General features: G+C 54.5%; 11 protein-coding genes and 1 riboswitch. Of the genes, 7 read left to right on the top strand and 4 right to left on the bottom strand.

Annotated elements, in window-relative coordinates; translation table 11 throughout:
- Positions 1–35 precede the first annotated feature (35 nt).
- A complete protein-coding gene (gene yjbE / locus F3J38_RS15705; protein ID WP_034827112.1) occupies positions 36–284 on the bottom strand; it encodes an exopolysaccharide production protein YjbE in 249 nt (82 codons plus the stop codon).
- Positions 285–806: 522 nt separating this feature from the next.
- Positions 807–2,453, bottom strand: coding sequence for a glucose-6-phosphate isomerase (pgi, locus tag F3J38_RS15700; RefSeq protein ID WP_167139873.1), 1,647 nt, complete (start codon positions 2,451–2,453; stop codon positions 807–809).
- Positions 2,454–2,847: 394 nt separating this feature from the next.
- A riboswitch (Lysine riboswitch) is annotated at positions 2,848–3,042 on the top strand.
- A 109-nt stretch (positions 3,043–3,151) separates the two neighbouring features.
- Here pgi and lysC point away from each other — a divergent pair.
- Positions 3,152–4,507 carry a lysine-sensitive aspartokinase 3 gene (gene lysC / locus F3J38_RS15695; RefSeq protein WP_034827106.1) on the top strand — a complete coding sequence of 452 codons (1,356 nt, stop codon included), beginning with the start codon at positions 3,152–3,154 and terminating at the stop codon, positions 4,505–4,507.
- A gap of 284 nt (positions 4,508–4,791) precedes the next feature.
- Complete coding sequence (gene panS / locus F3J38_RS15690; protein WP_167139871.1) at positions 4,792–5,715, top strand: ketopantoate/pantoate/pantothenate transporter PanS; 924 nt, start codon at positions 4,792–4,794, stop codon at positions 5,713–5,715.
- A 35-nt stretch (positions 5,716–5,750) separates the two neighbouring features.
- Here panS and F3J38_RS15685 read toward each other — a convergent pair whose 3' ends face one another.
- Both F3J38_RS15685 and F3J38_RS15680 read right to left on the bottom strand, forming a co-directional pair.
- Positions 5,751–6,074: a DUF805 domain-containing protein gene (locus F3J38_RS15685; protein ID WP_167139870.1), complete on the bottom strand. Its 324-nt coding sequence runs from the start codon at positions 6,072–6,074 to the stop codon at positions 5,751–5,753.
- Positions 6,075–6,089: 15 nt separating this feature from the next.
- Entirely contained in the window at positions 6,090–6,683 is a 594-nt protein-coding gene (locus F3J38_RS15680; RefSeq protein WP_167139868.1) for a YhgN family NAAT transporter, read from the bottom strand.
- Positions 6,684–6,890: 207 nt separating this feature from the next.
- On the opposite strand from F3J38_RS15680, the gene asd reads away from it, so the two are divergent.
- The 5 genes from asd (at position 6,891) to glgA (ending at position 15,325) form a co-directional block, all read left to right on the top strand.
- Entirely contained in the window at positions 6,891–8,000 is a 1,110-nt protein-coding gene (asd, locus tag F3J38_RS15675) for an aspartate-semialdehyde dehydrogenase (RefSeq protein ID WP_038643710.1), read from the top strand.
- A 357-nt stretch (positions 8,001–8,357) separates the two neighbouring features.
- The gene (gene glgB / locus F3J38_RS15670) at positions 8,358–10,544 is read left to right on the top strand and encodes a 1,4-alpha-glucan branching enzyme (RefSeq protein WP_167139866.1); all 2,187 of its coding nucleotides are present in this window, start codon (positions 8,358–8,360) and stop codon (positions 10,542–10,544) included.
- The gene (gene glgX / locus F3J38_RS15665) at positions 10,544–12,523 is read left to right on the top strand and encodes a glycogen debranching protein GlgX (protein WP_167139864.1); all 1,980 of its coding nucleotides are present in this window, start codon (positions 10,544–10,546) and stop codon (positions 12,521–12,523) included. The genes glgB and glgX overlap by 1 nt, the downstream gene beginning before the upstream one ends.
- 10 nt (positions 12,524–12,533) lie before the next feature.
- On the top strand, positions 12,534–13,817 hold the full coding sequence (glgC, locus tag F3J38_RS15660) for a glucose-1-phosphate adenylyltransferase (RefSeq protein ID WP_167139862.1): 1,284 nt from the start codon (positions 12,534–12,536) through the stop codon (positions 13,815–13,817).
- Positions 13,818–13,891: 74 nt separating this feature from the next.
- Positions 13,892–15,325 carry a glycogen synthase GlgA gene (gene glgA / locus F3J38_RS15655; protein ID WP_167139860.1) on the top strand — a complete coding sequence of 478 codons (1,434 nt, stop codon included), beginning with the start codon at positions 13,892–13,894 and terminating at the stop codon, positions 15,323–15,325.
- Positions 15,326–15,345: the final 20 nt, after the last annotated feature.

Below are 15,345 nucleotides of genomic sequence, written 5' to 3'. Positions count from 1 at the left end.
CACACGGCTGTGTGGTTATGTTTAAAGGTGCTACATCAACGTGTGGTGCTTGTTGTTGTGGTGGTCGTTGTACCGGTGTTTGCACCGTCACCGCCGCCAGCAGCAGCGATGCCGAGACCGACTAACGCGCCTAGCGCGCCAATACCGACAGCAGTCGTGGCACCGGTCGAGATCGCTCCCGCCTGTGCACCCGCTGCGGCACCGGCTTCTTCTGGTGCAGCGATCGCAGCAGAAGACACGGCAACGTAAAGTAAGGCTGCACCCGCAACCATCAGTTTTTTCATAACGACGTTTCCTGCATTTTTTAGAAAAAATGAATGGAGGATGTACCCTAATTTCGGGCGCGTTCAGTATAGGGCAACAAATTAACAGAGTTCAGTGTCAGAAAAAGAGGGCGGAAAGTACGGGTATTTCTGGTGATAAATAAGGCGAATTGGCGATAGTTGCTTTTTTTAAATGAAGTTTTTCACGAGAATGGAATAATTGTAGGGTTGTGCGCATTGCAGCAGGATTTTCAACTTTTGCATTATAAATTGGAACGGAATAGGAATAATCAGATTTTCCTGACTACAGTTAAACAGAAAAAATAAATCAATCAATCAGATAGTTAAAATCTAATCTCAATTAGATCCATTTTTTATCCAATGTGTTCTCTGCGGAATTTGCAAAGTTCCGATTTTCCTTAGGTCATTTTAAGAATTATCTAACCGTAGCGAGACCGGTAAATAACAAAAATGCGCGTGAAGTGGCATATTGGACAGAAAAAAGGCGGCATTAAAGCCGCCTTAGTCAGATTGGCAGGGAAATTAACGCCAGGATTTATAGCGGTTAATTAAGCCATTTGTGGAGCTATCGTGACTGCTAATTTCAGCGTCGTTTTCCAGCTCGGGCAGAATGCGGTTTGCCAGCTGTTTACCCAGCTCTACACCCCATTGGTCAAACGTGAAGATGTTGAGAATGGCGCCTTGGGTGAAGATCTTGTGCTCATACAGCGCAATCAGTGACCCCAGGCTGAACGGCGTGATTTCACGCAGCAGGATGGAGTTGGTAGGGCGGTTACCTTCAAAGACCTTAAACGGCACAATGTGCGCAACGGATTCAGCAGATTTACCGGCATCGGTAAACTCTTTCTCGACCACATCGCGGGATTTACCGAACGCCAGTGCCTCAGTCTGCGCGAAGAAGTTCGACAGCAGTTTAGGATGGTGATCGGTAAGGACATTATGGCTCTGGGCAGGCGCAATAAAGTCGCATGGAATCAGTTTGGTGCCCTGATGAATCAGCTGGTAAAACGCATGCTGACCATTGGTGCCCGGCTCGCCCCAGATGATTGGGCCGGTCTGGTAATCCACCGCGTTGCCTTCACGATCCACATACTTACCGTTGGATTCCATGTTGCCCTGCTGGAAGTACGCCGCGAAGCGGTGCATGTACTGGTCGTAAGGCAGAATGGCTTCTGTTTCGGCACCAAAGAAGTTGTTGTACCAGATACCGATCAGCGCCAGCAGCACCGGCAGGTTCTGCTCGGCTGGCGTGTTGGCGAAGTGGTTGTCCATCGCATGTGCGCCGCTCAGCAGCTGTTCGAAGTTCTCGAAGCCGATAGAGAGGATGATCGACAAACCAATCGCTGACCACAGTGAATAGCGTCCACCAACCCAGTCCCAGAACTCAAACATGTTGTTGGTATCAATGCCGAACTCGCCAACCGCTTTACCGTTAGTCGAGAGCGCCGCGAAGTGTTTCGCCACATGCTGCTGATCGCCAGCGGCTTTCAGGAACCAGTCGCGCGCGCTGTGGGCGTTGGTCATGGTTTCCTGCGTGGTGAAAGTTTTAGACGCCACGAGGAACAGGGTGGTTTCCGGGCTGAGATCTTTCAGCGTTTCGGCAATGTGCGTGCCATCAACGTTAGAAACAAAGTGCATGTTCAGGTGGTTTTTATACGGGCGTAGCGCCTCAGTCACCATGAATGGACCGAGGTCCGAACCGCCGATACCGATGTTGACCACGTCGGTAATCGCTTTGCCAGTATAGCCTTTCCATTCGCCGCTGATGATGCGCTCAGAGAAGCCTTTCATCTTCGCCAGCACCGCATTCACTTCTGGCATCACATCTTTGCCATCAACAATGATGGGCGTGTTGCTGCGGTTACGCAGCGCAACATGCAGTACCGCGCGATCTTCAGTGCGGTTGATTTTCTCACCGGAGAACATGGATTTAATTGCGCCCGCCAGATCGGTCTCTTTTGCCAGCGCTTGTAATTTATCTAAGGTGTCTTGGGTGATGCGGTTTTTTGAGAAATCCACCAGCATCTGATCGTCGAAGGTGGCAGAGAATTTCGCAAAACGATCGGCATCATCTTTAAACAGATCGGCGATCTGCACCGATTTCATCTGGTCAAAATGCTGCTGCAGCGCTTTCCAGGCTGCGGTTTGTTTCGGATTGATATTTTTCATGGCAACACTCTTGTTGAAATAAGAACCGTCATTCCATCCGGGCGCGTCCTGCTGGCCCGGCGTGCTAAGCATTTTTTGTGGCTAATACGCTACCGCGAACGGGTTTCAGTATGACCACAGTTGCAAACGAAGGGAAAAAATTTGTGACTGTGGCCTCATCGTTTCAGGTTAATCCGGCGAAGATTGTCGCTGCCGCCACGAAAAATTTCCCTGAGTCGCATCAGCAAAAGGCCGCGTTTTCTGGCGCCGTTGACTACTTTAGGCGGGTGTGACCGCCAGCGTTTGTTCTACGATGCGCTGGCGTAATTCTAAAAATGAATTGTCCAGGCGTTGCAAGGCTGGACAGCAGAAGAATTAATCAGTATTTTGTGCCCGCGACTTGCACCTTTGGGTGCAAGCCAGAAGAGGCGCGTCGCCCAGGCAGTGTGTTTGAGGATCCGTATCCAACGACAACACATCATGGGGTGCGACGCCGAGATGGAACAACACGCGGAGTGTTGTCCTGTCGGCTGCAGGGGCTGAATCCTCTGGGTTGTCACCAGAAGCGTCCGCAGTCGGACGTTTCGCAAGGTGAAGTGCTTTTGGTGACTCATCTCCTGATCTTGTCTGTCCAATTCTGCTCTTCTCTTGTGCCAAGGCTGAAATCACCTCTTCCGTTTAACCACGGGAGAAAGCTAATCTGACACGAGGTTCGTAACATGTCTCAAAACCTGATCGTGGCAAAATTTGGCGGCACCAGCGTTGCCGATTTTGATGCCATGAACCGCAGTGCGGATGTTGTGCTCTCTGATGCCAATACCCGTTTAGTGGTGCTCTCTGCGTCTGCTGGCGTGACTAATCTGCTGGTTTCTCTGGCTGAAGGCCGGGAACTGGAGCAGCGCGCGCATCTGCTGGATGAGATCCGTAACATTCAATACGCCATCATTGATCGCCTGCAATCCCCTGAAGTGATTCGCCAGGAGATTGATCGCATGCTGGAAAACATCCTGATGCTGGCGGAAGCGACTGCGCTGGCGACCTCACATGCGCTGACCGATGAGCTGGTGAGCCACGGTGAGCTGATGTCGACCCTGCTGTTTGTGGAAGTCTTACGTGAGCGTCAGGTCAATGCTGAATGGTTTGACGTGCGTAAAGTGATGCGCACCAGCGACCGTTTTGGTCGTGCTGAGCCTGATGTTGCCACGCTGAAAGAGCTGTCCACCGCGCAACTGGCTCCACGTGTTGCAGAAGCACTGGTCGTTACTCAGGGCTTTATTGGTAGTGAAGGCAAAGGCCGCACCACCACGCTGGGACGTGGCGGCAGCGACTATACCGCAGCACTGTTGGGAGAAGCCCTGCAGGCGTCGCGTGTGGATATCTGGACCGACGTGGCCGGTATCTACACCACCGATCCACGTGTGGTGCCCACCGCGAAACGCATCGAAGAGATCACCTTTGAAGAAGCCGCTGAAATGGCCATCTTTGGTGCGAAGGTCCTGCACCCAGCCACCTTGCTGCCAGCGGTACGCAGTGACATTCCGGTGTTCGTGGGTTCGAGCAAAGATCCGGCTGCGGGCGGTACGCGCGTGTGCAATGAAACCCAAAATCCACCGCTGTTCCGCGCGCTGGCATTGCGTCGTAAACAGACGCTGATGACGTTGCACAGTCTGAACATGCTGCATGCGCACGGCTTCCTGGCCGAAGTGTTTGCGATTCTGGCGCGCCATAACATCTCCGTCGATTTGGTCACCACTTCAGAAGTGAGCGTGGCGCTGACGCTGGATACCACCGGTTCTTCGACCACGGGTGAAAGCCTGTTGACGCAAGCATTGCTGACTGAACTCTCTTCGCTGTGCCGCGTGGAAGTAGAAGAGAACCTGGCGCTGGTAGCGATTATCGGCAACAACCTGTCGAAAGCCTGCGGCGTCGGCAAAGAGGTGTTTGGTGCCCTTGAGCCGTTTAACCTGCGCATGATTTGTTACGGAGCCAGCAGCTATAACCTGTGCTTCCTGGTGCCAACGCCAGATGCGGAAGAAGTGGTGCGCGCGCTGCATAAGAACTTGTTTGGCAGTTAATCCAGACATGCTGAAAACGAGCCGGACATTGTCCGGCTTTTTTATTTCTGTAACAGGCTAAAGGCGTGCGATATCTCGTCCACCGCCTCAAAAGCAGCGGATATCTTTGCCGATTTCCCTGCTTTGCCGCAGACGATCCGCATTTTATCCTGCTAACGACTTCTCGCCTTACGTCACGATAATGAAATGTTATGATCTCGCGTCCGCCGCTGTGGTCGTTCCCCGCGCGGCACTTCATCTGTGGCATATGAAATAAATTAAAAAATATCTAAGGAAGTCTCTCCATGCTCGCCAAATTAACCCGCCTGTTCCCGCTCTGGGCCGTGCTGCTGTCGGTCGCGGCGTATTACTCGCCCTCTACGTTCCTCGGCATTGGGCCGTGGGTGACTTATCTGCTGATGCTGATCATGTTCGGCATGGGCGTCACCCTGAATATTGATGATTTCAAACGTGTACTGACACGTCCGGCACCGGTTATCGCTGGCACCTTTTTGCACTATCTGGTGATGCCTCTAGCCGCATGGGGCCTGGCAAAACTGTTCCACATGCCGCCGGATCTTTCGGCCGGGATGATCCTGGTGGGCAGCGTGGCCAGCGGTACCGCGTCCAACGTGATGATCTATCTGGCGAAGGGCGATGTGGCCCTGTCCGTGACCATCTCATCTGTTTCTGCGCTGGTGGGTGTTTTCGCGACGCCGCTGCTGACGCGCTTCTACGTCGATACCCATATTCAGGTGGATGTGATGGGTATGCTGCTCAGCATCGTTAAAATCGTGGTGGTTCCAATTGGCCTGGGTCTGATCATCCACCACACAATGAACAGCGTAGTACGCCGCGTTGAGCCCTATCTGCCTGCGTTTTCCATGATCTGTATTTTGCTGATTATCAGCGCAGTGGTGGCGGGCAGTCAGGGCTTTATCGGTTCCGTCGGTCTGGTGGTGATTGCGGCAGTGATCCTGCATAACGCTATTGGCCTGTTGGGCGGCTACTGGGGCGGCAAGCTGTTTGGCTTTGACGAGTCCACCTGCCGCACGCTGGCGCTGGAAGTGGGTATGCAGAACTCCGGTCTGGCAGCCACACTGGGCAAACTTTACTTCTCGCCGCTGGCCGCGTTGCCAGGTGCACTGTTCTCGGTGTGGCACAATCTGTCAGGTTCACTGCTGGCGGGTTACTGGTCGGGCAAACCGATTGAGAAGAAGCAGAAGTGATGATGCGAGCGGGCGACCAACAGGTCGCCCGCTTTCTATGGGCGTTTCACTGAGGCGGGAAATGCCAGGAAAGGAAACAGCAGATAAGGCGCAATCAGCAACAGAATAAAGACGCCACGTGAATAACCCGCATCGTTGATTCTTCGGCTGCCACAGGCCAGCAACGGCAGGATAAACAGCAGCAGCGGCACGAAAGCAATTTCGCCACTTTTCATGGCAAACAGCTGCAAGTAGAGGCAAAACCAGACCACCTGAAACATAACGAACACTACGTAGCCTGCACGTCTTTCCAGCCCGCTAAAGTTAAACGTCTTAAGAAAGCCATCTTGGATAATCTTAAACAATCGGGTTATCAGCATCTTCCCTCCTTGTGGCTACAGCTTCAGATAAGCGCGAATCCCATCCAGAAACATCTGTGTTGCCAGCATAATCAAAATCAATCCCATTAACCGCTCCAGCGCGTTAACGCCTTTGTCACCTAACAAGCGTAAAAACAGTCCTGACATCAGCAGAATGACCACGGTAACGCCCCAGGCAATCAGCAATGCGCCAACCAAATGTGACATCTGATTAGGATATTGATGTGACAGCAGCATTAGCGTGGCTAACAGCGAGGGACCTGCGACCAGCGGAATCGCCAGCGGCACCAGAAACGGCTCTTCACCTGCCGGTAATCCGCTGGTGCTGTTTTCGCCAGAAGGGAAAATCATGCGGATGGCGATAAGGAACAGGATAATACCGCCGGAGATCGAGACGGTTTCGGTGCGCAGATTGAGGAACGCCAGAATGCGCTCCCCGGTAAACAGGAACAGCAGCATGATGATCAGCGCGATCAGCATTTCACGTATCAGCACCGCACGCCGGCGCTTGGGTTCGAGATGCTTGAGCACCGACATGAAAATCGGCAGGTTGCCGAGCGGGTCCATAATTAACAGCAGCAATATGGTCGCAGAGATCATTTCAGTCATGGCGGAGAAACCTTTCCTTCGTTGTTATTAGTTGTACTGCTGAAAAAGTTGGCGCTATCGAATTAATTCACTTGCCAGAAAGCCTGCATTTTGTAGAGTTGGAGGTCGCAGGTAAACCTGATTATTACGCAGATCAACTGGATATTCCGCTTGGTCTTTTCCTCGCACCACGAAGGGCACAGTGAAAACGCCCCGGACGGACAGAAAATGAAGAATGTAGGCTTTATTGGTTGGCGTGGCATGGTCGGCTCTGTGCTGATGTCACGCATGAGTGAAGAACGTGATTTTGATGTGATCAATCCGGTCTTCTTCTCCACGTCTCAGCTTGGTCAGGCGGCACCGACATTCGGCGGTAAGTCGACCGGTGCGCTGCAGGATGCTTTTGATATCGAGGCGCTGAAGGCGCTGGATATTATTATCACCTGCCAGGGCGGTGACTACACCAGTGAAGTCTACCCTAAGCTGCGTGAAAGCGGCTGGCAGGGTTACTGGATTGATGCGGCTTCAACGCTGCGCATGAAAGATGACGCCATCATCATTCTCGATCCGGTTAACCACAACGTTATTCGCCAGGGCCTCGACAACGGTATCAAAACCTTCGTCGGCGGTAACTGCACCGTTAGCCTGATGTTGATGTCACTCGGCGGCCTGTTCGCTAACGATCTGGTTGAGTGGGCCTCTGTCGCCACCTATCAGGCGGCATCCGGCGGCGGCGCACGCCATATGCGTGAACTGCTGACGCAAATGGGCATGCTGCACAACCACGTGGCCAAATCGCTGCAAGATCCGGCCTCGGCGATTCTGGAAATTGAACGCAGCGTCACCGATTTCACCCGTTCTGGCACCTTGCCGACCGACAATTTCGGCGTGCCGTTAGCCGGCAGCCTGATACCGTGGATCGACAAGCAGTTGGATAATGGCCAGACTCGCGAAGAGTGGAAAGGCCAGGCAGAAACCAACAAAATCCTGCGTACCAGCAGCCCGATCCCGGTTGATGGCCTGTGCGTACGTGTCGGCGCACTGCGCTGCCACAGCCAGGCGTTCACCCTGAAGCTGAAAAAAGATATTCCGCTGAACGAAATCGAACAGCTGCTGGCTTCTCACAACGAGTGGGTGAAAGTGGTGCCAAACGACCGCGAAATCACTATGCGTGAGCTGACGCCTGCGGCCGTCACCGGCACGCTGACCACGCCAGTTGGCCGTCTGCGCAAGCTGAACATGGGGCCGGAATACCTTTCCGCCTTCACCGTGGGTGACCAGTTGCTGTGGGGCGCGGCTGAACCGCTGCGCCGCATGTTGCGTTTGCTGATCGACTAAGCGCAGCGACAAATCAGACAGGCCGGGGTTTCCCGGCCTTTTTTGTAATCCAGGCTGCAAAACTTAACGCAAATTGCGCCTGACAAGTGATCCGCTTCCCCTTTTTGCTCGTCTAACAAGATTTTTTTGCTTTCCCCCCTGGCTTCTGCCAGCCCCAAGCTATGATTTAACAGTGATGTGCCGGTTGTTAACTGTTTTTGCTTTCCGAACTGAATGGTTGTTGTACACGGCAAAGATCTTTTCCCATGGACGGTGTCCTCTCTTGCTGGTGTATGTATGGCTCAATGAAAAGCAGCGCACCAGAGGCGGCATTGTTGTCCACTCCGGTCGCCTGCGCGAAATCATAGGAAGAAAGTCATGTCAGAGCTTCCCGATCGCCATGCGATCAATGCCCTTTTTGCCGGGAATTATGCCGATCCCTTCTCGTTTCTGGGGATGCACCAAACTGTCGAAGGCCTCGAAGTGCGCGCACTGCTGCCTGATGCCTCCGAAGTCTGGGTGATTGAAACCAACACCGGACGCAAATGCGCACAGCTTAAATGCCTCGATTCGCGCGGCTTCTTCTGCGGCGTGATCCCCCGTCGTAAAAACCTGTTTCGCTATCAACTGGCAGTGACTTGGCACGGCCAGCAAAACCTGATCGACGATGCCTATCGCTTCGGTCCGTTATTGGCCGATATGGATGCATGGCTGCTCGGCGAAGGTACACATCTGCGCCCGTATGAAACGCTGGGTGCACATAACGCGACCATTGATGGCGTCAGCGGCACCCGTTTCTCGGTGTGGGCACCGAACGCACGTCGCGTCTCCGTGGTGGGAGAATTCAACTTCTGGGACGGTCGTCGTCACCCGATGCGCTTCCGCCGTGAACTGGGTATCTGGGAGTTATTCGTGCCCGGCGCGGTGAATGGCCAGCTGTACAAATATGAAATTATTGATGCGTCAGGGCAGATGCGCATCAAAGCCGACCCGTTTGCCTTTGAAGCACAGATGCGCCCGCAAACCGCCTCAATGATCTGCGGTCTGCCGCCGAAAGTGGAGATGCAGCCGCAGCGTAAAGCTGCCAACGCCTTTGATCAGCCGATCTCGATTTACGAAGTGCATCTGGGGTCCTGGCGTCGCCACACCGACAACAATTTCTGGCTGAGCTACAAAGAGCTGGCGGAACAACTTATTCCCTATGTGAAAGAAATGGGTTTCACTCACATTGAGCTGTTGCCGATCAACGAACACCCGTTTGACGGCAGTTGGGGCTATCAGCCTCTTGGCATGTACGCGCCGACGCGCCGCTTCGGCACGCGCGATGAGTTTCGCCACTTTATCGCGGCGGCGCATGATGCGGGTATCAACGTGCTGCTCGACTGGGTGCCAGGCCATTTCCCGAGTGATGACTTCGGGTTGGCGAAATTTGATGGCACAGAACTGTATGAACACAGCGATCCGCGCGAGGGTTACCATCAGGACTGGAACACGCTGATTTATAACTTTGGTCGCCGTGAAGTCAGTAATTATCTCTCCGGTAATGCACTTTATTGGATGGAGCGATTCGGCATTGACGGTTTACGTGTGGATGCCGTGGCCTCAATGATCTATCGCGATTACAGCCGTAAAGAGGGCGAGTGGATCCCTAACCACTTTGGTGGGCGTGAAAATCTTGAAGCTATTTCCTTTCTGCGCCATACCAACCGCACGCTAGGCCGTGCGGCACCGGGCACCATCAGCGTGGCGGAAGAGTCCACCGATTATCCTGGCGTGACACGTCCTTCTGAAGATGGCGGTCTTGGCTTCTGGTTCAAATGGAATCTGGGCTGGATGCACGACACGCTCGACTACATGAAGCTCGATCCCGTGCATCGTCGTTACCATCACAACCTGATGACCTTCGGCATGCTGTACAACTACACCGAAAACTTTGTGCTGCCGCTGTCGCATGACGAAGTGGTGCATGGCAAGCGTTCAATCCTCGATCGCATGCCGGGCGATGCCTGGCAAAAATTTGCCAACCTGCGCGCCTATTACGGCTGGATGTGGGGCTTCCCCGGTAAAAAGCTGCAGTTTATGGGCAACGAATTTGCTCAAGGCCGCGAGTGGAATCACGATTCGAGCCTCGACTGGCATTTGCTGGAGGGTGAGGATAACTGGCACAACGGCGTACAGCGTCTGGTGCGCGATCTCAACCACAGTTACAAACACTTTACGCCGTTACACCAACTGGATTTCGATGCGCAGGGCTTTGAGTGGCTGGTGGTTGATGACCACGAAAACTCGGTGTTTGTGTTTGCACGCCGCGACCGTGAGGGCAATGAAATCATTGTCGCCAGTAACTTCACACCGGTGACGCGCCACGACTACCGTTTTGGCGTCAATCAGCAAGGTGGCTGGCGTGAGGTGTTGAACACCGACCAACAGGATTATCACGGCAGTGATGTGCGCAATCACGGTGTGGTGCATACGGACGCGATTGAAAGCCACGGTCGTGCGCAATCACTTAGCCTCACGTTACCGCCGCTGGCCACCATTTGGCTGGTGCGGGAGGGCGACTGATGCTGGAGACCGGGCAGCCGACGCCGTTGGGCGCCCATTACGACGGGCGCGGCGTTAACTTCACGCTGTTTTCTCGTCACGCTGAGCAGGTGGAGCTGTGCCTGTTTGATGCGCACGGTGTTGAACGCCGCTTTGTGCTGCCCACGCGTAGTGGCGATATCTGGCATGGCTATTTTCCGGCATTAAAACCTGGCCAGCGTTATGGCTATCGTGTGTATGGTCCTTGGTCACCTCAGCAAGGGCACCGCTTTAACCCCGCCAAACTGCTGGTGGATCCCTGCGCCAAAGCAGTGGTGGGGGATGTGCCGGACGATCCGCGTTTCAACAGTGGCGATCAGCATCCAGACAGTCAGGATAACGCCGCGATCGCGCCAAAATCCTTGGTCATCAGTGAAGACTTCGATTGGGAGACGGATAAGCCGCTGCGCACGCCCTGGGGCAAAACCGTGATTTATGAAGCCCACGTGCGCGGCTTAACTCAGCAACATCCGGAAATTCCGGAAAGGCTGCGCGGGACTTATGCGGCACTGGGCCATCCTGCTATGGTGAAGTACTTACACCATCTTGGCATTACCGCGCTGGAGTTGCTGCCGATTGCGCACTTCGCCAGCGAGCCGCGTCTGCTGCGGCTCGGGCTGAGCAATTACTGGGGATATAACCCGTTTGCGCTGTGGGCGGTAGATCCCCGCTACGCGTCCGGCGAGCACGGCCTCACGCCGTTGCAGGAGTTTCAGCAGGCGGTTAAAGCGCTGCATGCGGCGGGGATTGAGGTGATCCTCGATGTGGTGTTCAACCACACCGCCGAACTGGAAGAGTTTGGCCCCAACATATCGCTGCGCGGCGTGGATAACGCCAGCTATTACTGGCTCGACGCGCAGGGTGAATACCAAAACTGGACCGGCTGCGGCAATACGCTCAATCTCAGCGATCCGCAGGTGATGGAGTGGGCCTTAGAAGCGCTGCGTTACTGGGTGCGGGACTGCCATATCGATGGCTTCCGTTTTGATCTCGCCAGCGTGCTGGGGCGCACCCCTGATTATCGTCAGGATGCGCCGCTGTTCGCGGCCATCAAAGCCTGTCCAGTGCTGTCACAGGTCAAATTGATAGCTGAGCCGTGGGATGTCGGCCCCGGTGGTTATCAGGTGGGCAATTTTCCCGAAGGATTCGCTGAGTGGAACGACCATTTCCGCGATGCCGCTCGGCGCTTTTGGCTGCATGGTCAGCTCAACAACGGCGAGTTTGCCCGGCGCTTTGCGGCTTCCAGTGACGTATTCCAGCGTGAAGGGCGCTTGCCGCACGCCAGTATCAATCTGATCACCGCGCATGACGGTTTTACGCTGCGCGACGTGGTGAGCTTCAACAATAAACACAATCAGGCTAACGGCGAAGACAATCGTGACGGCAGTAGCAGCAACTTCAGCCACAACCATGGCAAAGAGGGGCTACAGGTCAATTTCGATATTGTCGAACGTCGTCGGCGTAGCGTGCATGCTCTGCTGACCACGCTGCTGTTGGCGCAAGGCACACCGATGCTGCTGGCCGGTGACGAACGGGGTCACAGCCAGCACGGTAACAATAACGCTTACTGTCAGGACAACCCGCTCACTTGGTTGAACTGGCATCAGGATGATTTTGGACTGGTCGACTTCACTGCCGCATTAATCCGGCTGCGTCAGCGCATTCCCGCGTTGACGGCAGATCGCTGGTGGCAGGAAGGCGATGGCAATGTGCAGTGGTTCAATGCCAGCGGCAAACCACTGGGAAATGAGGAGTGGGAACAGGGGGCGCACAGAATGCAGATCCTGCTCTCCAGCCGCTGGTTAATAACAATCAACGCCACGGAATCGGTGAGTGACCTTGCCTTACCAGACGGAGAGTGGCGTGCCATTCCTCCTTTCGCCGGGGAAGATAACCCCATCCTGACAACTGTCTGGCACGGGCCCGCACACGGCGTGTGTGTGTTCCTAAAGCAATCATAAGGAGTCAGACATGGTTAAGTTAGATAGAACAGATCCACTGATGCTGGCGCGCCAGCTCCCTACACAAACGGTGGCGTTGATCCTTGCTGGCGGGCGCGGTACGCGTCTGAAAGATCTCACCGCGAAACGCGCCAAACCTGCCGTTCATTTCGGCGGCAAGTTCCGCATCATCGACTTTGCGCTGTCGAATTGTATCAATTCGGGTATTCGGCGCATTGGCGTGATCACCCAATATCAGTCGCATACCTTGACGCAGCACATCCAGCGCGGCTGGTCGTTATTCAACGAAGAGATGAATGAATTTGTCGATTTGCTGCCAGCGCAGCAGCGTGCTTCTACCGAGCATTGGTATCGCGGTACCGCCGATGCGGTTTCGCAGAACCTCGACATCATTCGCCGCTATCGAGCGCAGTACATCGTGATCCTCGCCGGGGATCATATTTACAAAATGGATTACTCGCGGATGTTGCTCGATCACGCTGAACGTGGCGCGAAGTGCACTATCGCCTGCTTACCGGTGCCACTCGCTGAAGCCACGGCATTTGGTGTGATGGCCGTCGATGCAGACAATAACGTGGTGGATTTTGTGGAAAAACCGCCGAAACCCCCTTCAATGCCGGGTGATGACACCAAAGCACTGGCCAGTATGGGCATCTATGTGTTTAACGCGGATTATCTCTACCAGTTGCTGGAGGAGGATTTGCAGATCCCCGAATCCAGTCATGATTTCGGTAAAGACTTGCTGCCGAAAATTGTCGCGAGCGGTGAGGCCTACGCGCACTCCTTTACCTTGTCGTGCGTGCAGAACGATGAAAACGCGGAGCCTTACTGGCGTGACGTCGGGACGCTGGAAGCTTACTGGCGCGCTAATCTCGATCTGGCCTCCGTCACACCCGAGCTGGACATGTACGACCATGACTGGCCAATCCGTACGCATATGGAACCCTTGCCGCCCGCCAAATTTGTGCAGGACCGCTCAGGTAGCCACGGCATGACGATGAATTCACTGGTTTCCGGCGGCTGCATCATCTCCGGTTCGGTGGTGGTGAATTCGGTGCTGTTCCCGCGCGTGCGCATTAACTCATTTTGCAATATCGACTCATCGGTGCTGTTACCTGATGTGGTGATCAACCGATCCTGCCGTCTGCGCCGTTGCGTGATCGATCGCGCCTGCGTGATTCCGGAAGGCATGGTGATTGGTGAAAACCCTGATGAAGACAGCCGCCGTTTTTACCGTTCAGAAGAAGGCATCGTGCTGGTCACGCGCGCCATGCTAGCCAAGTTGGCTGGCTGACCACGAAAGCAACGAGCAAGACACACAGGCAATCGCCGCGGGGAACGCGCGCGATAACATAATAGGGGTCCAGGATGCAGGTTTTACATGTCTGTTCAGAACTTTTCCCGCTGTTGAAAACCGGCGGGTTGGCTGATGTTGTCGGCGCATTGCCTCAGGCTCAAATTGCCGGTGGAACGGATGCGCGGGTGCTGATTCCCGCGTATCCCGATCTGCGTAAAGGGATTCCTGATACCGAAATCGTGGCGGAGCTGCAAACTTTTGCCGGGCCGGTCCGTTTATTATTTGGACAATTCAACGGTGTTGGCATTTATTTAATTGATGCGCCGGGATTGTATGAACGTCCCGGCAGCCCGTATCACGATACATCGCAATTTGCCTATGTGGACAACTATCTGCGCTTTGCGCTACTGGGCTGGATCGGTGCTGAGCTTGCCAGTGGGCTGGATACGTACTGGCAACCCGATGTGGTACACGCCCATGACTGGCATGCTGGCCTCACCTGTGCCTATATTGCGGCACGTGGGCGTCCGGCGAAAACGGTATTTACCGTACACAATCTGGCGTATCAAGGCTTATTCAATGCGCGTCATCTGGATGAGATTCAGATCCCGCGCGCCTTTTTCGATATGCATGGGCTGGAGTTTTATGGACAAATTTCCTATCTCAAGGCGGGATTGTTTTTTGCCGATCATATAACCGCAGTCAGCCCGACCTATGCTTTAGAGATAACCCGGCCTGAGTTTGGCTACGGCATGGAGTCGCTGCTGGAACAGCGCCTGAAAGAAGGGCGCTTAAGCGGCATTCTCAACGGGGTTGATCCGGGGATTTGGGACCCGGCCCATGACCTGCTGCTCACTGCGCGTTACGACCGTGACACGTTGGAGAGTAAAGCGGAGAACAAGCGCCAATTGCAGATTGCGATGGGGCTAAAGATTGACGAGAAAGCTCCGGTGTTCTGTGTGATCAGCCGTCTGACCAAGCAAAAAGGTCTGGATTTGGTGCTGGAAGCCTTACCGGGATTGCTGGCGCAGGGTGGCCAACTGGTGTTGCTGGGCCAGGGCGATGCCGAGTTGCAACAAGGTTTTCTCGCCGCTGCCGCCGAGCACCCCGGCAGCGTGGGCGTCCAGATTGGCTATCACGAAGCCTTTTCGCACCGCATTGTTGGTGGCGCCGATGTGATTATGGTACCGAGCCGCTTTGAGCCGTGCGGCCTGACCCAGCTATATGGTTTGAAGTACGGCACTCTGCCGCTGGTGCGCCGCACCGGTGGGCTGGCGGATACGGTACAAGACAGTTCGCTGGAGAACCTCGCTGACGGGGTCGCAAGCGGTTTCAGCTTTGAAGACAGTAATGCCTGGTCGCTGCTGCGGGCGATCCGACGCGCTTTTGTACTGTGGTCCCGTCCTTCACTCTGGCGTTACGTTCAGCGGCAGGCGATGGGGATGGATTTTAGTTGGCAGGTGGCAGCACAAGCCTACCGCGATCTTTATCAACGTTTGCTGTAATCAGAGATTGGGATACTGGA

Source organism: Candidatus Pantoea formicae (assembly GCF_011752625.1).
In the GTDB taxonomy this organism is placed as follows: Bacteria; Pseudomonadota; Gammaproteobacteria; order Enterobacterales; family Enterobacteriaceae; genus Pantoea; species Pantoea formicae.
Note: the sequence above shows the minus strand (reverse complement) of the source record. Positions and strands in the feature narration are given on the sequence as shown.

Excerpts from the sequence above, each read along its gene's own strand:
- yjbE (WP_034827112.1), bottom strand. The coding sequence starts at position 284 with ATGAAAAAACTGATGGTTGCGGGTGCAGCCTTACTTTACGTTGCCGTG.
- pgi (WP_167139873.1), bottom strand. The coding sequence starts at position 2,453 with ATGAAAAATATCAATCCGAAACAAACCGCAGCCTGGAAAGCGCTGCAG.
- lysC (WP_034827106.1), top strand. The coding sequence starts at position 3,152 with ATGTCTCAAAACCTGATCGTGGCAAAATTTGGCGGCACCAGCGTTGCC.
- panS (WP_167139871.1), top strand. The coding sequence starts at position 4,792 with ATGCTCGCCAAATTAACCCGCCTGTTCCCGCTCTGGGCCGTGCTGCTG.
- F3J38_RS15685 (WP_167139870.1), bottom strand. The coding sequence starts at position 6,074 with ATGCTGATAACCCGATTGTTTAAGATTATCCAAGATGGCTTTCTTAAG.
- F3J38_RS15680 (WP_167139868.1), bottom strand. The coding sequence starts at position 6,683 with ATGACTGAAATGATCTCTGCGACCATATTGCTGCTGTTAATTATGGAC.
- asd (WP_038643710.1), top strand. The coding sequence starts at position 6,891 with ATGAAGAATGTAGGCTTTATTGGTTGGCGTGGCATGGTCGGCTCTGTG.
- glgB (WP_167139866.1), top strand. The coding sequence starts at position 8,358 with ATGTCAGAGCTTCCCGATCGCCATGCGATCAATGCCCTTTTTGCCGGG.
- glgX (WP_167139864.1), top strand. The coding sequence starts at position 10,544 with ATGCTGGAGACCGGGCAGCCGACGCCGTTGGGCGCCCATTACGACGGG.
- glgC (WP_167139862.1), top strand. The coding sequence starts at position 12,534 with ATGGTTAAGTTAGATAGAACAGATCCACTGATGCTGGCGCGCCAGCTC.
- glgA (WP_167139860.1), top strand. The coding sequence starts at position 13,892 with ATGCAGGTTTTACATGTCTGTTCAGAACTTTTCCCGCTGTTGAAAACC.